We start from the raw sequence: 19,273 nt of genomic DNA, 5'->3' as shown, positions 1-19,273 counted from the left end.
GAGCGCAGCGCCATCCGGCATATTCCCCGGCGGCGCTGTGCTTGCCGGGGTTACATTTGAGGATACATCCTATGCCTGATAGCCATCGCGTTTACAGCTACTCCGCCGTCCTGATGGGCTCACCCATCCTCCTGAAACTCTTCTCCCATGACGAAGCCCTCGCTTCCCGCGTGTTTCGCCTGATCAAACAGTATGAAGATCTGCTCACCGTCAACCGCGCGCACTCGCAGGTCATGGACATTAATCATGCTGCAGGCCAGCATCCGGTCACCGTCAGCCGACCCGTATTTGAACTGATCCGCTGTGCAAAAGCGGCAAGCCTCCTCAAGGACAGCGCCTTTAACCTGGCCATTGGCCCGCTGGTGAAGCGCTGGAAAATTGGTTTTCAGGGAGACAGCGTTCCGCCTGCCGATGAATTAGCGTCACTGCTGGCGATTACCCGTCCTGATGATGTCATCCTTGATGAGGCCCGCAGCAGCGTTTTTCTGACCAGCACGGGTATGGAAATCGATCTGGGGGCCATCGCCAAAGGATATATCGCCGACAGAGTTCGGGATTATCTGCACAAAGAGGGGGCCGATCTGGGGCTGATTAACCTCGGCGGCAATATCCAGACATTAGGCTCGCCGGAAGGGGGCTGGAGCGTGGGGCTCAAAAAACCGTTCGCCGGGGATGCGTTGATCGGCACGATGACGGTCGAGAACATGTCAGTCGTGACGTCCGGAACATACGAACGCTACTTTGAACAAAACGGCAAACGCTACCACCACATTCTCGATCCGCGCACCGGGTATCCCCTGGATAACGAACTGGATAGCGTGACCATCATTTCTAAAAACTCCATTGATGGAGATATCTGGACCACGTTGATGTACGGCATGGGCGTAGAGAAGGGGTGTGCAACGCTGCGCGCGCGCCCCGATATTGAAGCTATCTTTGTGACAAAAACAAAAGAAGTGGTGCTCTCTTCAGCGCACCACTTCCGGTTTACCTTGCTGGATAACAGCTACTGCGTTACTGACAATACTGCTTGAGCAGGCCTGTTTGTTCCGGCTGGAGGCGGTAGCGATACACCGGACGCCCGGTGGCACCGTAGTGAATGCTGGTGAACAAAATGTTGATTTGCGCCAGCCAGATCAGATATTTGCGGCAAGATACGCGGGAGATATTGACCGCGCCTGCCAGGTCATCGGTGGAGAATTCTGTCTCCGGATGGGCATCAATCCACTGACAAATCGTGCGCAGCGTCTGCGGCGTTAACCCTTTCGGCAGCTTTTTGCTGTCCGCCAGCTCTGGCGCTCCGCCGTGGATCAGTCTGTCAACGTCGGCCTGCTCGTAGTACTGGTGCGATCCCATCAGACTGTGCTTCGCCTTCCAGCCGTTTAGTGCCTCCTCAAAGCGTGGGAACTGGAACGGTTTAATCAGATAATCCATCACGCCGTAATGGATGGAGGTCTGGATCGTGGCGGCGTCAGCAGCGGAGGAGATCATAATGACATCAATCGGGCGGCCCGAAGCGCGAATAACGGGCAACAGATCCAGCCCGTTATCCTGCTGCATATAAACGTCCAGCAGCACCAGGTCGACAGGCTGGTTGGGGTTATTGATAAAGGCCTCGGCCTGGTTGAGCGTAGAGGCGACACCGCAGCAGCTAAAGCCTTCAACACGGTTGACGTACAGACGGTTGAGGTCAGCTACCATGGCATCATCATCGACAATTAATACATTTATCACGCGATATTCCTCTCGCTATCCCAGGGGATGTGAACAAAAAATTGGGTAAAGACACCAGGCTCAGACTCGACGGAGATGTCTCCGCCCAGGTTCTGGATTTGCTGGCGAGCAAGGAACAACCCAACACCGCGGTTTTCACCTTTGGTTGAGAATCCCTTTGTAAAAATAGCCTCCAGCTGAGTGGGATCAATACCGGGGCCATCATCACTGACTTCACAACTGAGCCAGCCATTCTGATAATGCAACAGCAGAGTGATTTCGCCTTCCTGCTGTCCTTCCATCGCGTCGAGTGCGTTTTCAATAAGGTTACCCAGCGCGGTGATCAGCACTGCAACCTGCTCTTCACTGGCGGTATCCGGAATCTGGCACTCATCGGCCAGCGACAGGGTGACGCCCGCTTCTTTCGCCCGGTTTATTTTACCCAGCAGGAACCCCGCAATCACCGGAGATTTTACCTTGCTCTGTATCTCACCGATATCTGTCTGGTAATTGTGCGCGGTCTGGATGATGTACTCTTCCAGCTTGTCGTAGCGTTTCATGTGCAGCAGGCCAAGGATCACGTGCAGTTTGTTCATAAACTCATGTGTATGGGTGCGCAGGGCGTCGACGTAACTGACCATGCCATCAATCCGCTGCATCAGCTGGCTGATTTCCGTTTTATCGCGGAAGGTGGTGATCGCGCCGATCACCCGATCCTGGCTTTTGACTGGCACCATGTTGCACAGCAACAGCCGCCCGTTACAGCTGATCTCCTGATCCTGGCGGGCAATACCCGTTTTCGAGACTTCCCGCAGGCTGGCCAGCAGCGGCGCGCTGGCGTTTTCAGTTTGCTTCCCTGAGGGCAGGAGTAAAATCTCTCTGGCGGTTTGATTAATCATTGTCACCCGGCCATGAATATCGACAGCCAGCACCCCTTCACGGAGCGACTGCAGCATTGCCTGACGCTGTTCGAACAATGCGGAGATTTCGTAGGGTTCGAGCCCGAACAGGATGCGTTTCAGTACCCGAACCAGACCCCAAATCGCCATGGAACTCATAAAGATACTGAATAAGATGGTCCAGACGGCGTTCATCCGTCCACGGGCGATCTGATCTTCCACTTTTTTGAGAGAGATACCGACCACCACCACACCGATCTGATCGTGCTGGCTATCATAAACAGGGGTGAAAACACGGAGCGCTTCGGCGAGCGCACCACGGTTTACGGAGACATTCTCTTTACCTTCCAGCGCAGGCTCGAGGTCATTACCAATAAAGTGCAGGCCGATCAGCGCTTCGTTCGGGTGCGAGTAACGAATCCCCCGCATGTCAGTCACCACCGTGAGCAGCAGATCGTTGCGTTGGGTAACGGCTTTGGCGATGGGCTGAATGATATCTGCCTGCGGGGGCTGCATCAGGCCTCGCTGGATCTCCGGGCTGTTAGCCAGCGTTCGGGCGATACCCAGAGCGGTATCTTTAACATCATCGCGGGTCGCCCGGGTAATTTGTACTGAATAGAGTGCAAAGACCACCAGCAGCACAGAGGCAATAATCGCGCATACCATCAACGTGACCAGCGTATTCAGTTTCATGGGGCGCTTGCGCGTCAGAAGGAAAGGCTGCAAATCGCTCATCAACACTCCGCGATGATTAAGAAAGGGGGTAATTATCGCCGATGACGCGCTTTTCTTAAAGCCATGTAAAGGCGTGGATTTGCTCCTCTTTTCGTGACCCTCCTCGCATGTCATCCATATAAAACACTTTATAGTGTGTGGGTACTCATAATAAGGAGGCTGTTTATGAGCATTATGCTTACCGGTTCGGTCAAGGAAAGACGGCACGCCAGCACGATGAATATTGATAGATTGTCCACGCTGGACATGCTGAAAGTCATTCACCAGGATGATGCACTTATCACTGCTGCTATTACCCCCTGTTTAACAACTATCGCCCGCGTGGTGGATAACGCCGCCGCGACCCTCAGCCACGGTGGTCGTTTAGTCATTGTTGGCGCAGGCCCGTCGGGCCGTGTCGCGCAACAGGTAGCGGATGAATATGCTCCGGGTAAAACTCCTGTCATTGCCGTTACAGCAGGCGAGGGAGAAGGAAGCTATGAGCGTGGCGTTGCTGACCTGCAGGCCATCACCTTTGGCGAACACGATATGATGCTGGCGGTGACCATTAGCGGAAAAACACCGTGGGTTTGGGGCGCGATGCGGCATGCATGGTCGCTGGGCTCTTCGGTTGCTGTCATTACCGGCGACGCGCAAAGTGAAGCGGCGCAGCTGGCGAGCATGGTGATTGCCCCGGAACTGGGTGCTGATGTGGTCGCAGGCTATATCAATACCAAAGCGGGGATTGCGCAGAAAATGATCCTCTCGATGATTGCTACCGGATTGGCCGTCCGAACCGGTCGCGCATACAGCAACCTGCGTGTGGATCTTGAGGCAAGCAATACCAAATGGGCCGAGCGACAAATCGCAATAGTGATGGAAGCAGGCGGATGTACCCGGGCGGAGGCGAAAGCCGCGCTGGAAGGGTGTAACCATAACTGTAAAACAGCGGTATTGATGGTGCTGACAGGGCTGGATGCCTGGAAAGCCCATGAGCTACTGGCGCAGAATAACGGATTTATTCGCGTGGCGTTGCAGGAAGCGCCGTAGAGCCTGACAAATGGCATAAAAAAGCCCGCGAAAGCGGGCTTTAGTATTTTAGATATTAGAACTGGTAGGTCATACCGATGCCAACGATGTCATCGGTGGAAATACCGTATGTTTCATACAGCGCTTCGTCGTTGTCCAGCATGTTGATTTTGTAATCAACATAGGTAGAGAAGTTCTTGTTGAAGCTGTAGGTCATGCCCAGGTCGATGTAGTTAACCAGATCCTGATTGAATCCCTTACCGTCCAGGTCTTTACCTTTTGAGTAAACCCAGGCCAGGGAAGGGCGCAGGCCGAAGTCGAACTGGTATTGTGCAACCGCTTCAAAGTTCTGAGTCTGGTTAGCGATACCAAAGTTACCGATTGGCGTCATATTGCGGGTTTCCGCATACATCATTGCCAGGTAGATGCTGTTTGCATCGTATTTTGCGCCAACGGTCCAGGCTTCAGCTTTTTCGCCACCGGCATAACCGATGCCTTCCGCGGCTTTGCCATAAGCAACCTGCTCGTTAGTACGATCAGAAGACGAATACGCTGCACCCAGGCTCAGGCCGGACAGGTCGCCAGAGAAGTCGTAGGAAGTCGACATACCGAAGCCGTCGCCATTCTGGAAACGCACATCTTTATGACCATTTTTCGTGCCTTCCTGAACATCAATATTATTACCGAATTGATCTTCGTGTGGACCACTTTCGTTATTACCTTGATATTGCAGCGCAAAATTCAGACCATCAACCAGACCAAAGAAATCTTTATTACGATAAGTCGCCAGACCGTTAGCACGGCCATTCATAAAGTTATCGGTCCAGGTGTAAGAATCACCGCCAAATACCGGCAGCATATCGGTCCAGGCTTCAACGTCGTACACGACGCCGTAATTACGGCCATAATCAAATGAGCCGTATTCACCATATTTCAGACCTGCATATGCCAGACGGTTAAAGGATTTATCACCCGCGCCTTCAGTATCATTTGCGTAGGTTTTATATTCCCACTGGCCGTAACCGATCAGATCGCGAGTAATCTGGGTTTCGCCTTTGAAACCAATCTGTACATAGGTTTCATCGCCGTCGTCACCTGGGTTGTCAGAGAAGGTATGACGTGCATCGACTTTGCCATACAGGTCAACTTTGTTGCCGTTTTTATTGTACATCTCTGCCGCATTTACCGCGCCAGCCATTAATAAAGCGGGTACAAGAAGTGCCAGAACTTTTCTTTTCATTATATATTCCCTTTAAAGATAATTTATATGAATATATGTAATTACTCTCCGCAATTACATGGCTGATACTATTCTATGGATTGTTATTTTGGTTCAAAAATAAATGTAATTAAAGTTGTATAAATATTGCAAAATATTTCTAAATGTCGCTTTATTTTTCTTGTGAATTATTCGATTGAACATATAGGGGTTAATTATTATTAAGTATTTCACGCTATTATTATTTCATTTTTATAATTGCTTGAAATTATATATCTCGGCCTTTCTGAGCAAAAATAACACAACCGTTAATCTTGCCTGAGATCAACTTAACGCAAACTGAGCGTAAGAAATCTTCCCACACTGCCGCGTTTAATGACAAAATGTGATGATTGTCACAAAACTAAGTGAGCAGGTGAAAACGATAGTGCAGCTATCGTGGAGTGAAGGATAAAGATGGAACGAAAAATTGAACGCAGCCTGGGAGGCAAACTGGCTCTGTGGGTGTTCTACGCATTTTGCGGTTATTTTGTCTGGGCTATGGCGCGCTACGCGTGGGTGGTAAGTAAAATTCCATCACTGCCTGATACCGTGGCTGACGGGGATTTAGGGTCGACCAGCGGGAAGTGGCTTGGAGCCATTCTGGGGTTTATGGTGCTGGGCACCGTCGGTCTGATTCTGGGCGCGATTGCCTGGTATACGCGTCCCCGTCAGGACAACCGGTGATAGCAGCGGGGAAAGTTGCTATTGTTACCGTTTCACCGACAGGATGTGATCATGGAACTTACGCAGTGGCAGCACCGCTTTGAACGCTGGCTCGACGAAAACCACACCACCGACGACGCCGCTCATGATATTTCACACTTTCGTCGTGTCTGGATGACCGCGCAAAAAATTATGGACAACCAGACGGTTGACCCGCTGGTTGTGCTGACCGCATGTTATTTTCATGACATCGTTAGCCTGCCAAAAAACCATCCGGAACGCAGTCAGTCATCCCGTCTGGCGGCGCGTAAGACACGTAGCATTCTGCAATGCGATTTCCCTGATTTTCCGTCCGAATGCTATGCCGCAGTGGAACATGCCATCGAGGCACATAGTTTCAGCGCCGGGCTGACGCCGCAAAGTATTGAGGCCAAAATTGTCCAGGATGCAGACCGTCTGGAAGCACTGGGTGCCATTGGTCTGGCGCGAGTCTTTGCCGTGTCAGGCGCTTTGGGGGTGGCACTGTTTAATGCTGACGATCCGTTCGCCGATGCACGAGCCCTTGATGACCGGGCGTTTGCCCTTGACCATTTTCAGACCAAGCTGTTGCGCTTGCCTGATACAATGCAAACGGATGTCGGGCGCGAGCTCGCGCATCACAACGCCGATTTTCTGATCCAGTTTATGGCGAAACTCAGTGCCGAATTACACGGCGACTGCATCGGGCTGGATAGCCAGGTTCAGAGCCGCTTCCGTCGCAGTTTGCGCAAATGAACTGTGGTAATCTGTTTCCAGTCTTTATTGTCCGGTTAAAAGAATGCAGGAAAATCGATCAGTGACTGAGCCCGCACCTGAGCAGGCTGAGAAATCAACGGCAACGGTGCAGGCGTTATTGCACCAGTTGTTAGATATCTATGATGCTAAAACCCTGGCAAATCAGCTGGTAGCACACGGTGAGAGCCACTGGAGCCCGGCAATCCTGAAAAGACTGCTGACCAGCGAGCGGGCAGGGCGTCGCCTGAGCGAAGGCGAGTTTCGTTACCTGCAGAGCCTGCTTCCACGCCCTTCAGCCGCGCACCCGAATTATGCCTTCCGCTTTATCGATCTGTTTGCCGGTATCGGTGGCATCCGACACGGCTTTGAAGCCATCGGCGGTCAGTGCGTGTTTACCAGCGAGTGGAACAAACATGCTGTGCGCACCTACAAAGCAAACTGGTACTGCGATCCGCATGAACATCATTTCAACGCGGATATCCGCGATGTCACCCTGAGCCATAAAAGTGGCGTGAGCGATGCACAAGCCGCGGAGCACATTCGCCAGACGATCCCGGCGCATGATGTGCTGCTGGCGGGTTTCCCGTGCCAGCCTTTCTCCCTGGCGGGCGTGTCGAAAAAGAACGCCCTCGGACGTGCCCACGGTTTCGCCTGTGATACCCAGGGAACGCTGTTTTTTGATGTGGCCCGCATTATTGACGCCCGACGCCCGGCGATTTTTGTGCTGGAAAACGTCAAGAATCTAAAGAGCCATGATGGTGGAAAAACCTTCCGCATCATCATGCAAACGCTGGACGAGTTGGGCTATGACGTGGCCGACTCACAGGACATGGGCGCGGATGACCCAAAAATCATTGATGGGAAACATTTTCTGCCCCAGCATCGAGAACGAATCGTGCTGGTGGGTTTCCGCCGCGATCTCAATCTGAAGGGGGATTTCACCCTGCGTGATATTCCTTCTTTATATCCGGCGCACCGTCCCACCGTGGCTGAGCTGCTGGAGTCTGTCGTCGACGCGAAATTTATCCTCACTCCGGTGCTGTGGAAATACCTCTACCGCTATGCCAAAAAACATCAGGCGAAGGGCAACGGCTTCGGTTTTGGGATGGTCAACCCAAACGATCCGCACAGCGTCACCCGCACGCTTTCTGCCCGCTACTATAAGGACGGTGCAGAAATTCTGATCGACAGAGGCTGGGACAAGGCGCTTGGCGAGCAGAATTTCGACGACCCGGACAACCAGCGTCATCGTCCACGGCGCTTAACGCCTCGGGAATGCGCCCGGTTAATGGGGTTTGAAACCCCGCAAGGCTACAGCTTCCGCATTCCGGTTTCGGACACGCAGGCTTACCGCCAGTTTGGTAATTCTGTGGTGGTTCCCGCGTTTGCGGCGGTGGCAAAACTGCTGGCCTCCCGCATCAAACAGGCTGTGGCGCTACGTCAGAGTGAGGCCGTCAATGACGGATGTTCACGATAAAGCAACACGCAGTAAAAACATGCGTGCCATCGGCACGCGTGATACCGCAATTGAAAAACGCCTGGCCGCGCTTCTGACGCAGGCCGGCGTTGATTTCCGCGTGCAGGATCCTTCGCTTGCGGGTCGCCCGGACTTCGTTGTCGACGCGTACCAGTGCATCATCTTTACCCACGGCTGTTTCTGGCATCATCACGACTGCTACTTGTTCAAGGTTCCGGCGACACGCACCGATTTCTGGCTGGAGAAAATTGGTAAAAATGTTGATCGTGACAACCGGGATCTCACCACGCTTATTGCTCAGGGCTGGCGAGTGCTGATCGTCTGGGAGTGTGCCCTGAGAGGCAGATTAAAACTGAACGATGACGATCTCACGGAACGGCTGGAAGAGTGGATCTGCGGCGGCGGTCAGACCGCGCAGATCGACACACAGGGTATTCATCCGCTTACGGTTTTTCCACCTCGCAAGGTGTGACAACCGGTTTGGCAGGCAGCAAATATTTGCCCAGCGTGACCAGCACAACAGCAAAAACAATCACCCCGAGTGCCAGCCATTCTACCGACGAGAGCGTTTCACCGCCCAATCCTGTGCCGAGCAGCACGGCCACGACCGGGTTGACATAGGCATAGCTGGTGGCGACGGCCGGAGAAACATTGCGGATCAGGAACATGTAGGCATTAATGGCGATGAGCGATCCAAACAGCGCCAGATAACCGACCGCCAGAAAGCCCGACAGACCCGGCATTGTCGTCAGCTTTTCTCCCGTCAGCGTTGAGGCGAGTAAGAGCACAATCCCCGCAGCGAGCATCTCTATTGCGCCTGCCATCATGCCGGAGGGCAGCTCAATACGGGAGCCGTATACGGAACCGAACGCCCAGCTCATAGAGCCGATCAGAATAATCACGGCGCCCCATGGGTTCCCGCTCAGATTACCGCCGCTGTTGAGCAGAATAATGCCAGCAAGCCCGATGCCAATCCCCAGCCATTCCAGTTTGCGGGTACGAATGCCAAAAAGGCGGCTAAAACAGAGGGTAAACAGCGGGACGGTGGCCACAACCACGGCGGCGATCCCTGACGGTACATTCTGGTGCTCGGCAATGGTCACAAAACCATTGCCCACGGCCAACAGCAGCAGACCAATCAATGCAGCATTAAGCAGCGGGCGAAGTGGGGGAAGTTTATGACCGCGTAGCAGCAGGAATGCCAGCAGAAGCACCCCAGCCGAGAGGAAGCGAATACCCGCCATCATCAGCGGCGGCCAGCTTTCTACCCCGATGCGAATGACAAAGTAGGTTGAACCCCAAATGATATACAGTGAAAAAAGTGCCCCAATGAGCGGTAGCAATTGCCGGAAACGCATAATCCCTCACGACGAAATAAAAAGGTCGCTGATAGTAAACGCGAAAACTATCGTGCTGGCGAGCCCTTTAATTGTGTGGTTGATGTGAATTTTTTGTTGACGAAAGGTGCCTGTTTCCGGGTTCACGCTTTTGCTCCATACTATTCACTACATTAGCAAAAAAAGAAGGATTGAGATTTTGGCAGGAAGTAGCTTATTAACATTGCTGGATGATATTGCCACCTTGCTGGATGACATTTCAGTGATGGGGAAACTGGCAGCGAAGAAAACCGCTGGCGTTCTGGGAGATGATTTATCGCTTAACGCCCAGCAGGTGAGTGGGGTTAGGGCTAATCGTGAACTGCCGGTGGTGTGGGGCGTTGCGAAAGGTTCATTCCTGAATAAAGTGATTCTGGTACCACTGGCGCTACTGATCAGCGCGTTTATTCCCTGGGCCATCACGCCGTTACTGATGATTGGTGGGGCATTTTTATGCTTCGAGGGCGTCGAGAAAGTCCTGCATTCGTTCGCGGCACGTAATAAGAGCGATACGCCTGAAATGCGCCAGCAGCGTCTTGAAGCACTGGCCGCGCAGGATCCGAAAACCTTTGAGCGCGATAAAGTGAAAGGGGCTATTCGTACCGACTTTATTCTCTCTGCTGAGATCGTCGCCATTACGCTGGGGATTGTGTCTGAAGCACCGCTGATGAACCAGGTTCTGATCCTCTCCGGGATCGCTATTCTGGTCACGGTAGGGGTGTACGGTCTGGTGGGGTTGATCGTTAAGCTGGATGATATCGGCTACTGGCTGGAAGAGAAATCAAGCGCGGTGGCAAAAGGGGTAGGCAAAAGCTTACTGGTGCTGGCGCCCTGGCTGATGAAGAGTTTATCCGTAGTCGGCACGCTGGCGATGTTCCTCGTTGGCGGCGGTATTGTGGTTCACGGTATTGCGCCATTGCATCACGCTATCGAACATTTCTCCACTGCGCAGGGTGCTGTTGTCGCGGCGATTCTGCCCACGCTGCTGAATCTTGTGTTGGGCTTTATCATTGGCGCTATCGTGGTGGCGGCAGTAAAGTTGGTCGAAAAAATGCGTGGCACGGCGCACTAATTGCTACCTGTTACAGATGCAAAAAGACCATTCCTCGTCTAAATTGAAAAAGTTTCACCCTGATACAGGAGGCAGGTATGGTCTTTTTGGTCAGTGATGAAGTTAAGCCTAAGAAGGGCGGCCCACGTATGATTGTCACCGGGTATTCCAGTGGAATGGTGGAGTGTCGGTGGCACGATGGCTACAGCATCAAGCGGGAAGCATTTCGTGAAGATGAGCTTCAGCCGGGTGATGGGCAGCAGAAACGAGACAAGGCTTAATCACATAACGCCCGGCTTTGTCGGGCGTTTTTTATTTCAGGTACCGGGTGTAGGCAGTCATCAGGGAGAGTGTGTGTGCAGCGCGATACATTTGTTGTAAGACGATCTTTTTTTCAATGGCTGCAAAAGCGCAGCAACCCTGGCCTGATTGTTAATTCCTGTTTTCTCGTCGTACTGATCTTCTCCACTCTTCTGACCTGGCGCGAGGTGGTGGTGCTGGAAGAGGCCTATATCTCCAGCCAGCGCAATCATCTGGAAACGGTTGCCAGCTCGCTCGACAGACAGCTGCAATTTGGCGTTGATAAGGCGCTATTTTTCCGCAACAGCATGCGGGACGCACTGCAGAAACCGCTGGCATTTGACGTTTTGCATCAGGCTGTTGATCGTTTTGACCTCCTCCGGAATCGACCTGCCTGGCAGCTGGCGGTGGATAAAGAACGCACACTCCCCATTAATGGCGTATCAGACGCCTTTGTTGAAAAAACGGTACTCCTCAACCGTGACGATGAACGTATCCGTAATGAAATTTCTGCTGCACTTGAAGTCGGTTACTTACTACGTCTGGCCTCATCGACGGTACAGAATGAAGAGCGGATTATCTATATCTCCCGCGCCGGGTTTTATCTTTCCACGGATACGCCTGCGCAGAGTGACGACATCATTACGCGTTATTACCACCTGGTGACCCAGCCCTGGTTTACGCAGCAGTCTGAACGTAACAATCGTGCGCGGGCGGTGCGCTGGTTTATCTCTACCGCGTCCTCCTGGACCGGCAACGAACGCATGATTACGGCCAGCATACCCATCTATTTTGAACATTACTGGTACGGCGTAGTGGCGATGGATTTTTCGTTTAGCACCATGAAGCGTTTGCTGGCAGATGCCACGGACGATCATGCCGAAGGGGAATATCAGCTGTACGATTCGCGCCTCAACTTGATTGCCTCTTCGGAATCCCCTGCCAGCCTGATGAACCGTTTTGACGAACGTGAAATGGCGCAAATCGCACATGCCATTGAAAGTGACACGGAAGGCGGAGTCCGTCTCGGCAGTCGTTTTATCAGTTGGGAACGGCTCGATCACTTTGATGGCGTCGTTCTGCGAGTGCATACCCTGCATGAAGGTGTTCAGGGTGATTTCGGTAGCATCAGCATCGTGCTGGCTCTGCTGTGGGCACTGTTCACGGCCATGCTGCTTATCTCCTGGCTGGTGATTCGCCGAATGGTGAGCAACATGTATGCACTGCAAAGCTCACTGCAGTGGCAGGCCTGGCATGATCCGCTCACCCGTCTGAATAACCGTGGTGCGCTCTTCGAACGGGCCAGAATACTGGCACAACAATGCCAGCAACAGTCGCTACCGTTTTCCGTGATTCAGATCGATCTGGATCATTTCAAAAGCATCAATGACCGCTTTGGCCATCAGGCGGGTGATAAGGTGCTGTCTCATGCTGCCGGGATTATTGCCAGCGGACTGCGTGAAAACGATGTCGCCGGGCGCGTCGGCGGGGAAGAGTTTTGCGTGGTATTACCTGGGGTGGCGCTTCCCGAGGCCTCGGTGGTAGCAGAGCGCATCCGCGCAAGGATTGACAGCAAAGAGATTCTGGTGAAAAAAAGCACCACATTACATATCACTGCATCATTTGGCGTGAGCTGTGCCCATGAAAAAGGGAACTACAACTTTGAACAGCTGCAGTCGATTGCCGATACCCGTCTGTATCTGGCAAAACAGGGGGGACGTAATCAGGTTATCTGGCGCGATGACGACAAGAAGTGATCCAGCCCCTCACTCCAGCCAGCCGGTCCGGGCTGCTGAGTGTAATAGACCCGCGCAGGGGAAGTGTCTCGCAGCACGATACCCTGTCGGTTTATCCCTTTGATGACGACAGCGAAGTCCATGCTGTCCAACAGGGGGGCATCATTGGGGCCATCACCGAGTCCCAGGGTGACAGGAGTGATATCTTCCTGCTCACGGTACTGCTCAATAAGCCAGTTAACCGCAACGTCCTTACCACAGCGGGCGTCCAGAATATGCCAGAAACGGGCGCCTTGCAGGCATTTCAGGCCACTTCGCGCCAGCACCTCTTCAAACTCAACCATTTTCTCATCGGTGTCGCGCCAGATAAGCGTGACGGAGGCTTCATGCTTACGTGCAAGGGCTGAGCGATAGCGCGTCAGCCCGGTCCACTCGCTGATAACCCGTTCATCGACGTCGTCAAAGGTGGTGAATTTAACGCGCAACTGCAGGCGGATTTGTTCAATCAGCCGGTGGATATCCTGGTGCGACATCCCTCTGATGTGGCGCTGACCCATTTCCCAGCGGACATCAGGCTGAATCACTGCGCCGTTTTCGGCAATAAGCGGTAAACCTTCCAGCCCCAGATCCTGCTGGATCTCAAGCATCTCTGCCACCGTCTTACTGCTGCAAAGAATGACCGGTACCTGGTTATCCAGCAGCCTGTCGAGCCAGGGTATCGCTGGCTGCCAGTCATAGGTATGAATATCCAGCAACGAGCCATCCAGGTCAGAAAAAATCAGCAGCGTGTCCTGCAGTGAAGGCATAGTGGCTCCAGATAACGGATGCGTCAGAGATTAAGAATATTCCTAAAAAATAACGGAAAGGGAAATCCTGGAAAAGGGAACTATCCCAGGCAAACCCGCATTCGGCGTATGTTATCGCTCATAACAAAAATCAATATGTTAAAAATGTTATATTCATTCCGAGAATATATGCTTGTCAGGCAAAATTGTTGGGGATAGTGTGGCATGTACATCAGGTTTCCTGGTGTAACGAATTTCAAGTGCTTCTTGCATAAGCAAGTTTTGATCCCGGCCATCCCCATGACCGGGATTTTTTTCGTGCTACCGATTTGCTTCAGACACGCTAAAGTCATGAATATCAAGCTCGAAGGCCTCAGCCAGTTCACGATAGGTGTGATAATCCCTTCCGTTAACAATGACGCGGTCAGAATTATCGTCCATACGACGGACTTCTGATTCACTGATCTCATTGATCGCGGCCAGCAGGGCATCGACATCCACTTCGACGTCGCGTTTGATGGTGTCGCTGTAAGCTTTGTCGGTCTTCATTACGGGACTCCTCTTTCAACCTACAAACGTGTCCAGGGTTAAGTATAGCCTGTGTATAAAAACGCCATTCGCGCCGGACGGCGATGTGCGTTTTTGCGTTTTGTTCTACACTGGCTCAAAACCAGAGGAGGAATGTATGAAGGTCAACGATCGGGTAACCGTTAAAACGGACGGTGGGCCGCGCCGCCCGGGTGTGGTACTGGCAATTGAAGAGTTTAGCGAAGGCACAATGTACCTGGTATCACTGGAAGACTACCCGCTTGGCATCTGGTTTTTTAACGAACTGGGGCATCCTGACGGCATTTTTGTTGAGAAAGCAGAGTAGCTCGGCGTCGGGTGGCACAGCGCGTACCCGACAACGTTCTCAGAAGCAAAAATCTCTGGCCAGGCCAGAGATCAAAGGTAGGGTGCACAGGGTCTTAAGCGACTAACGCATGTTGACGAAAATCCCGTTCGTCACATTATCGGTCAGGCGTACTACGTGGTAGATCACTTGCTTATTATGCGTTTTAATTTTCCTTTTAATATTTCCTTTGTGTGACGAAACGGTTTTAGCTTTAATATTCATCTGGTCTGAGATCTGAATAGTTCCTTGGCCCGCCATCCACATTCTCAGCATACTTGATTCAGTCCTGCTTAATGATAGGGTGGGTAAGTTAACCGCTCCTACATTTTTAACTTCTTTATTCAAATAATCACCCAGAATGTCATCCAGCGACTCTGGTTTAATCGATTTAGAGCTGATTAATAAGTTTTTACGGACCAATAAATACTCATCGAAATGGATATTCGCGATCGCCATAAAAACAATAAACAGGGTTTTTGGATGCTGATTAATGATTTGCTTAATGTGCTGACTGTTGGCTGGATCGTGAATGAAACAGTCCTCATTAATAAACACCACGCCTGGTTTTAGTTCGTCACAAGCGGCTGCGAGTTCGTCAACGGTGTGTGCATCGTTGATGTCTCTCTTTCTTACCCCTCTGCTTGCCAGGTACCCGGTTAACCCTAGCCGGGTGTAGCTGCATAAATCCATAATGATCGTTGACATGGCATACCCTCACTCAATGCGTAACGATAATTCACCATCTGCCTGAGAGCTCAAAACAGCCATACGGGATGGAAAAAAATAATAAACCTGTGAGCATGACAAAGACTTTCAGGCGGACTCACTATCCCGTAAAGTTACGTATAATTTGCCAGGAATCTTCTTAAAGTAAAGTAATTATTAAGTATTGTGAGGTGCTTAGAAACAATTAAACCGCGTCAGATATATCCTGGAAGATGTTTTTCAGGTTTTATTTTAGGAATATCCTCAGAAAGACAATATCAATAGTGAGGGCTATTATTTACGTGGCAGTTCGCTGACAATATCCGCTAACAGGTTGAATATCTCGCCGAATAAATGTTCACAGAAGGGGGCGATAAGTGGCATGAGTAATGACATTAATAAAATTCCGACCGTCAACGTCAGCGGAAAACCAATGACAAACACCGATAACTGCGGCGCCATTCGGTTCAGTAAACCTAATGCCAGGTTTACTGTCAGCAGCAGCGTGATAATCGGTAGCGCGAGCATCAGCCCGTTCAGGAATATCAGCCCTGCGGCACGGGTGAGCGCCAGAAAAGCATTGCTGTTCACCGGGTTCTCACCAATTGGCAGCGTATGGAACGTATCCACCAGCATGGAGATGAGCCACAGATGACCGTTGAACGACAAGAACAACAGCATGGCCAACAGGTCGATAATGCGCGCCAGCACAGGCATGTTGAGATGGCTGCCGGGATCGACGAACGTGGCGAACGATAAGCCCATCTGCAGGCCGATGAGTTCCCCTGCGGTGCGCACGGCGGCAAAGGCGAGTTGCATGGTAAAGCCGACGGCGACGCCAATCATCACCTGCTGCAATGCCACCCATACCGCATTGGCCGAGAAAATCGGAATATCCACGGGAGGGAGAGAGGGCGCGACGATAATGGAAATGATAATGCCCAGCCCCACTTTGACACGCTTGGGGATCGATTTCTCACTGAGAATCGGGGCTGTTGAGATCAGCGCCATGATGCGCAGCATTGGCCAGAAATAGACGCCAAGCCACTGAACCCACTGGTCGCTGGTGAAGTGCAGCATCGTCAGGTCAGCCGATGATGTACGGCAGATTGGTAAACAGGTTGCGCATATAGTCCAGCAACAGGTTCAGCATCCATGGCCCGGCAACGATAATCGCCACGAACACGGCGATGATTTTCGGGATGAATGACAGCGTCATTTCGTTAATTTGCGTGGCGGCCTGCAGAATACTGATAATCAGACCGGTTACCAGCGCGACAAGCAACAAAGGCGCGGCAACGGCTATCGCGATTTTCATCGCTTCCGTGCCCATCATCATGACCGATTCGGGTGTCATCGCCGTTCCTTAACTGTAGAAACTCTGGGCCAGAGAACTGACCAGCAGCTGCCAGCCATCGACCAGCACGAAGAGCATGATCTTAAAGGGCAGGGCAATAGTGGCGGGAGGAACCATCATCATACCCAGCGCCATCAGCACGCTGGCGATCACCAGGTCGATAATCAGGAACGGAATAAAAATGGTAAAGCCAATCTGAAACGCGGTTTTCAGCTCGCTGGTGACATAGGCGGGCAGCAGAATACGCATTGGAACCGCTTCCGGTCCCTGAAGCTCACCGGTGTTGGACAGGCGAGCAAAGAGCGCCAGATCCGCTTCACGCGTCTGGCGAAGCATAAATTCCCGTAACGGCTGAGCGCCTTTATCCAGCGCCTCCTGCATGGAGATTTTGTCTTCGCTGAACGGCTGGTAGGCGTCGGTGTAAATCTTATCGATCACCGGCGACATAATGAAAAAGGTCAAAAACAGCGCCAGCCCCAGCAGAACCTGGTTTGGCGGTGCGGAAGGGGTTCCTAGCGCGTTTCGCAGCAGACCAAAGACGATGATGATGCGGGTGAAGCTGGTCATCATCAGCAGGATGGCCGGAATAAACGTCAGCGAGGTGATGAAAACCAGTGTCTGAACCGGGAGCGACCAGCTTTGGCCGCCGCCAGCGAGGGGCGTTGAGACCAGACCAGGCAGTTGCGCATAAACCGCGGGAGCAAACAGACCCACGCCCGCAAGCGTAAGGGATAACAAACGGCGCATCAGGATCTCCCGGAACGCTTAAGCAAACTCTTCATAACGGACTGGAAATCCGCAGGGGCGTCTGCGCGCTCGTCCACCAGAACAGGAGCGGGCGGCAGTTTATGTAATACGTTGATGTTTGAGGCAGTGACGCCCAGAACCAAACGCGCATCTTCCACATCGACAATGACCACGCGTTCCCGTGGCCCCAGTGTGGTGCTGGCGCTGACCCTCAGACCGCGGGTACCGGCGGTTTTACCCGCCAGACCAACGCGTTTCGCCAGCCATGCGGCGATAAGAATAAAGGCAATAATACCGAACAACGCCCCGCTCACCTGGAGCAGAGGTGAGCCGGGGACGGCAGAAGGTTGTGATATTGTTGCCTGAGTTTTCATGCTTAACGGCTCAGACGACGCATACGTTCTGATGGGGTAATGATGTCGGTGATGCGTACGCCGTATTTATCGGCAACCACCACCACTTCACCCTGGGCAATCAGATAACCGTTGATCAGAATATCCAGCGGCTCACCGGCCAGACCGTCCAGCGCCACCACGGAACCCTGCGTCAGGCGCAGCAGTTCTTTAATGGTCATACGGGTACGTCCCAGTTCCACGGTCAGCTTAACAGGGATGTCCATAATCAGGTCGATGTCCTGCAGCGTGCCGCTGACATCACCCCCACCGAGCTGCTGGAATACCGCATCCGCCGCGCTTTTGCTCGGGGTGGATTGTTGCTCGTTTAACGCGTCAGCCCACAGATCGTCCAGTGCTCCGCTGTTTTCATCGGACGGATTGTTCATGTCACTCATTTGGGCTGTTCCTCATTCAGCGAATTCAATATCGGGTTGATCAAGTGCTCAACGCGTAACGCATACTGACCGTTAAGTGTGCCGTACTGGCTTGTCAGCACCGGGACACCATCCACATGGGCAATAATGCGGTCGGGTTTTTCTATCGGCAGAACATCGCCGGGTTGTAATTTCAGTATCTGGGATAACCGCAGCGGGATATCGGCAAAACTCGCGATCAGCTCAAGCTGCGAATGCTGAACCTGACGTACCAGGTTTTCACGCCAGTTCTGGTCTTCGTTGCGTGAGTTCTCCAGCGGGGGGTTAACCAGCAGTTCGCGCAGCGGTTCGATCATGCTAAACGGCAGGCAAATGTTGAATTCCCCGGTCAGGTTACCGATTTCTACATGGAACGGTGTGTTGACGACGATATCGTTTGGAGAGGTGGTGATATTGGTAAATTTCACCTGCATCTCAGAACGTACGTACTCCACGTCCAGTGGGTTAATGGCTTTCCACGCGTCGCTGTAAGATTCCAGCGCCAGCTTCAGCATACGGTTAATCACGCGCTGCTCGGTGTGGGTAAATTCACGACCTTCTACTTTGGTCGGGAAACGCCCGTCGCCACCGAACAGGTTATCCACCGCAATGAACACCAGGCTTGGCGAAAACACCACCAGTCCAGTGCCGCGCAGCGGCTTCAGATGAATCAGGTTAAGGTTGGTTGGCACCGGCAGGTTGCGGGCAAACTCATGATACGGCTGAATACGGATCGCACCGACCGTGATGTCCGGGCTACGACGCAGCAGGTTAAACAGCCCCATACGGAACTGACGTGCAAAACGTTCGTTAATGATCTCCAGCGCCTGCAGACGTTCACGTACCACGCGACGCTGGGTATTCGGGTCATAGGGGCGAATATCGCTATCGCCGCCAAGACCCGGTTGCGGATCATCACTCTTATCGCTGTCGCCGTTAAGCAGCGCATCGATTTCTGCCTGAGAAAGAATACTGTCGCCCAT

The 19,273-nt window shown here is 52.5% G+C and carries 23 protein-coding genes; 10 read left to right on the top strand and 13 right to left on the bottom strand.

All coding sequences use genetic code 11. From position 1 onward, the window contains the following. Positions 1–71 precede the first annotated feature (71 nt). On the top strand, positions 72–1,034 hold the full coding sequence (locus tag JGF26_RS06525; RefSeq protein WP_128348832.1) for an FAD:protein FMN transferase: 963 nt from the start codon (positions 72–74) through the stop codon (positions 1,032–1,034). Here the strand turns inward: JGF26_RS06525 and dcuR are convergent. Together dcuR and JGF26_RS06515 are read right to left on the bottom strand one after the other, a co-directional pair. Next, positions 1,015–1,734, bottom strand: coding sequence for a two-component system response regulator DcuR (dcuR, locus tag JGF26_RS06520; protein WP_028019609.1), 720 nt, complete (start codon positions 1,732–1,734; stop codon positions 1,015–1,017). The two genes, JGF26_RS06525 and dcuR, sit on opposite strands and share 20 nt — an antisense overlap. Then, positions 1,731–3,347, bottom strand: a complete 1,617-nt coding sequence (locus JGF26_RS06515; protein WP_028019608.1) for a sensor histidine kinase — start codon at positions 3,345–3,347, stop codon at positions 1,731–1,733. Before JGF26_RS06515 ends, dcuR begins: the two co-directional genes overlap by 4 nt. A gap of 165 nt (positions 3,348–3,512) precedes the next feature. On the opposite strand from JGF26_RS06515, the gene JGF26_RS06510 reads away from it, so the two are divergent. Next, entirely contained in the window at positions 3,513–4,376 is an 864-nt protein-coding gene (locus JGF26_RS06510; RefSeq protein WP_028019607.1) for an N-acetylmuramic acid 6-phosphate etherase, read from the top strand. A 55-nt stretch (positions 4,377–4,431) separates the two neighbouring features. Here the strand turns inward: JGF26_RS06510 and ompC are convergent, their stop codons facing one another. Further along, complete coding sequence (gene ompC / locus JGF26_RS06505; RefSeq protein WP_134707804.1) at positions 4,432–5,595, bottom strand: porin OmpC; 1,164 nt, start codon at positions 5,593–5,595, stop codon at positions 4,432–4,434. 435 nt (positions 5,596–6,030) lie between these two features. On the opposite strand from ompC, the gene drpB reads away from it, so the two are divergent. The 4 genes from drpB (at position 6,031) to JGF26_RS06485 (ending at position 9,002) form a co-directional block, all read left to right on the top strand. Beyond that, positions 6,031–6,300, top strand: a complete 270-nt coding sequence (gene drpB, locus JGF26_RS06500; protein WP_028019605.1) for a cell division protein DrpB — start codon at positions 6,031–6,033, stop codon at positions 6,298–6,300. A 51-nt stretch (positions 6,301–6,351) separates the two neighbouring features. Next, the gene (locus JGF26_RS06495; protein ID WP_128348898.1) at positions 6,352–7,053 is read left to right on the top strand and encodes a phosphohydrolase; all 702 of its coding nucleotides are present in this window, start codon (positions 6,352–6,354) and stop codon (positions 7,051–7,053) included. Positions 7,054–7,114: 61 nt separating this feature from the next. Continuing rightward, on the top strand, positions 7,115–8,530 hold the full coding sequence (locus JGF26_RS06490) for a DNA cytosine methyltransferase (protein WP_134707805.1): 1,416 nt from the start codon (positions 7,115–7,117) through the stop codon (positions 8,528–8,530). Beyond that, on the top strand, positions 8,511–9,002 hold the full coding sequence (locus tag JGF26_RS06485) for a very short patch repair endonuclease (protein WP_134707806.1): 492 nt from the start codon (positions 8,511–8,513) through the stop codon (positions 9,000–9,002). The genes JGF26_RS06490 and JGF26_RS06485 overlap by 20 nt, the downstream gene beginning before the upstream one ends. Here the strand turns inward: JGF26_RS06485 and yedA are convergent. Beyond that, entirely contained in the window at positions 8,974–9,888 is a 915-nt protein-coding gene (gene yedA, locus JGF26_RS06480) for a drug/metabolite exporter YedA (protein WP_028019601.1), read from the bottom strand. The genes JGF26_RS06485 and yedA overlap by 29 nt on opposite strands. A gap of 175 nt (positions 9,889–10,063) precedes the next feature. Between yedA and JGF26_RS06475 the strand changes: the two genes are divergently transcribed. The 3 genes from JGF26_RS06475 to dgcQ all read left to right on the top strand — a co-directional run bounded on the left by JGF26_RS06475 (position 10,064) and on the right by dgcQ (position 13,014). Beyond that, positions 10,064–10,978, top strand: coding sequence for a DUF808 domain-containing protein (locus JGF26_RS06475; protein ID WP_192831230.1), 915 nt, complete (start codon positions 10,064–10,066; stop codon positions 10,976–10,978). A gap of 77 nt (positions 10,979–11,055) precedes the next feature. Continuing rightward, the gene (locus JGF26_RS06470) at positions 11,056–11,238 is read left to right on the top strand and encodes a DUF2158 domain-containing protein (protein WP_028019599.1); all 183 of its coding nucleotides are present in this window, start codon (positions 11,056–11,058) and stop codon (positions 11,236–11,238) included. A gap of 75 nt (positions 11,239–11,313) precedes the next feature. Then, positions 11,314–13,014, top strand: coding sequence for a cellulose biosynthesis regulator diguanylate cyclase DgcQ (dgcQ, locus tag JGF26_RS06465; RefSeq protein ID WP_134707807.1), 1,701 nt, complete (start codon positions 11,314–11,316; stop codon positions 13,012–13,014). Here the strand turns inward: dgcQ and JGF26_RS06460 are convergent. Together JGF26_RS06460 and yodD are read right to left on the bottom strand one after the other, a co-directional pair. Next, positions 12,981–13,799: a mannosyl-3-phosphoglycerate phosphatase-related protein gene (locus JGF26_RS06460; RefSeq protein WP_129323335.1), complete on the bottom strand. Its 819-nt coding sequence runs from the start codon at positions 13,797–13,799 to the stop codon at positions 12,981–12,983. The genes dgcQ and JGF26_RS06460 overlap by 34 nt on opposite strands. A gap of 300 nt (positions 13,800–14,099) precedes the next feature. Beyond that, entirely contained in the window at positions 14,100–14,327 is a 228-nt protein-coding gene (yodD, locus tag JGF26_RS06455) for a YodD family peroxide/acid resistance protein (protein ID WP_028019596.1), read from the bottom strand. A 136-nt stretch (positions 14,328–14,463) separates the two neighbouring features. Here yodD and dsrB point away from each other — a divergent pair, with 136 nt between their 5' ends. Beyond that, a complete protein-coding gene (gene dsrB / locus JGF26_RS06450; protein ID WP_013097741.1) occupies positions 14,464–14,652 on the top strand; it encodes a protein DsrB in 189 nt (62 codons plus the stop codon). Between the two features lie 102 nt (positions 14,653–14,754). Here dsrB and rcsA read toward each other — a convergent pair whose 3' ends face one another. The 7 genes from rcsA to fliM all read right to left on the bottom strand — a co-directional run bounded on the left by rcsA (position 14,755) and on the right by fliM (position 19,273). Further along, positions 14,755–15,378: a transcriptional regulator RcsA gene (gene rcsA / locus JGF26_RS06445; RefSeq protein WP_008500313.1), complete on the bottom strand. Its 624-nt coding sequence runs from the start codon at positions 15,376–15,378 to the stop codon at positions 14,755–14,757. A gap of 294 nt (positions 15,379–15,672) precedes the next feature. Continuing rightward, on the bottom strand, positions 15,673–16,458 hold the full coding sequence (fliR, locus tag JGF26_RS06440; RefSeq protein ID WP_008500314.1) for a flagellar biosynthetic protein FliR: 786 nt from the start codon (positions 16,456–16,458) through the stop codon (positions 15,673–15,675). A 7-nt stretch (positions 16,459–16,465) separates the two neighbouring features. Continuing rightward, complete coding sequence (gene fliQ, locus JGF26_RS06435) at positions 16,466–16,735, bottom strand: flagellar biosynthesis protein FliQ (protein ID WP_008500315.1); 270 nt, start codon at positions 16,733–16,735, stop codon at positions 16,466–16,468. A gap of 9 nt (positions 16,736–16,744) precedes the next feature. Next, positions 16,745–17,482: a flagellar type III secretion system pore protein FliP gene (gene fliP, locus JGF26_RS06430; RefSeq protein ID WP_008500316.1), complete on the bottom strand. Its 738-nt coding sequence runs from the start codon at positions 17,480–17,482 to the stop codon at positions 16,745–16,747. Continuing rightward, entirely contained in the window at positions 17,482–17,856 is a 375-nt protein-coding gene (gene fliO, locus JGF26_RS06425) for a flagellar biosynthetic protein FliO (protein ID WP_108089644.1), read from the bottom strand. The genes fliP and fliO overlap by 1 nt, the downstream gene beginning before the upstream one ends. A 2-nt stretch (positions 17,857–17,858) precedes the next feature. Next, positions 17,859–18,272: a flagellar motor switch protein FliN gene (fliN, locus tag JGF26_RS06420; protein ID WP_028019594.1), complete on the bottom strand. Its 414-nt coding sequence runs from the start codon at positions 18,270–18,272 to the stop codon at positions 17,859–17,861. Beyond that, positions 18,269–19,273 carry a flagellar motor switch protein FliM gene (gene fliM, locus JGF26_RS06415; RefSeq protein WP_028019593.1) on the bottom strand — a complete coding sequence of 335 codons (1,005 nt, stop codon included), beginning with the start codon at positions 19,271–19,273 and terminating at the stop codon, positions 18,269–18,271. The genes fliN and fliM overlap by 4 nt, the downstream gene beginning before the upstream one ends.

The sequence above is a fragment of the Enterobacter sp. E1 genome (genome assembly GCF_016809815.1).
In the GTDB taxonomy this organism is placed as follows: Bacteria; Pseudomonadota; Gammaproteobacteria; order Enterobacterales; family Enterobacteriaceae; genus Enterobacter; species Enterobacter adelaidei.
The sequence above is the reverse complement of the archived record's forward strand: the minus strand, read 5'-3'. Positions and strand labels throughout refer to the sequence as shown.

Coding starts and splice junctions, on each gene's coding strand:
- fliR (WP_008500314.1), bottom strand. CDS start 16,458: ATGCTGCACTTCACCAGCGACCAGTGGGTTCAGTGGCTTGGCGTCTAT.
- drpB (WP_028019605.1), top strand. CDS start 6,031: ATGGAACGAAAAATTGAACGCAGCCTGGGAGGCAAACTGGCTCTGTGG.
- dsrB (WP_013097741.1), top strand. CDS start 14,464: ATGAAGGTCAACGATCGGGTAACCGTTAAAACGGACGGTGGGCCGCGC.
- JGF26_RS06510 (WP_028019607.1), top strand. CDS start 3,513: ATGAGCATTATGCTTACCGGTTCGGTCAAGGAAAGACGGCACGCCAGC.
- fliP (WP_008500316.1), bottom strand. CDS start 17,482: ATGCGCCGTTTGTTATCCCTTACGCTTGCGGGCGTGGGTCTGTTTGCT.
- fliM (WP_028019593.1), bottom strand. CDS start 19,273: ATGGGCGACAGTATTCTTTCTCAGGCAGAAATCGATGCGCTGCTTAAC.
- JGF26_RS06495 (WP_128348898.1), top strand. CDS start 6,352: ATGGAACTTACGCAGTGGCAGCACCGCTTTGAACGCTGGCTCGACGAA.
- JGF26_RS06525 (WP_128348832.1), top strand. CDS start 72: ATGCCTGATAGCCATCGCGTTTACAGCTACTCCGCCGTCCTGATGGGC.
- ompC (WP_134707804.1), bottom strand. CDS start 5,595: ATGAAAAGAAAAGTTCTGGCACTTCTTGTACCCGCTTTATTAATGGCT.
- JGF26_RS06460 (WP_129323335.1), bottom strand. CDS start 13,799: ATGCCTTCACTGCAGGACACGCTGCTGATTTTTTCTGACCTGGATGGC.
- rcsA (WP_008500313.1), bottom strand. CDS start 15,378: ATGTCAACGATCATTATGGATTTATGCAGCTACACCCGGCTAGGGTTA.
- JGF26_RS06515 (WP_028019608.1), bottom strand. CDS start 3,347: ATGAGCGATTTGCAGCCTTTCCTTCTGACGCGCAAGCGCCCCATGAAA.
- fliQ (WP_008500315.1), bottom strand. CDS start 16,735: ATGACACCCGAATCGGTCATGATGATGGGCACGGAAGCGATGAAAATC.
- yodD (WP_028019596.1), bottom strand. CDS start 14,327: ATGAAGACCGACAAAGCTTACAGCGACACCATCAAACGCGACGTCGAA.
- JGF26_RS06470 (WP_028019599.1), top strand. CDS start 11,056: ATGGTCTTTTTGGTCAGTGATGAAGTTAAGCCTAAGAAGGGCGGCCCA.
- yedA (WP_028019601.1), bottom strand. CDS start 9,888: ATGCGTTTCCGGCAATTGCTACCGCTCATTGGGGCACTTTTTTCACTG.
- fliO (WP_108089644.1), bottom strand. CDS start 17,856: ATGAAAACTCAGGCAACAATATCACAACCTTCTGCCGTCCCCGGCTCA.
- fliN (WP_028019594.1), bottom strand. CDS start 18,272: ATGAGTGACATGAACAATCCGTCCGATGAAAACAGCGGAGCACTGGAC.
- JGF26_RS06485 (WP_134707806.1), top strand. CDS start 8,511: ATGACGGATGTTCACGATAAAGCAACACGCAGTAAAAACATGCGTGCC.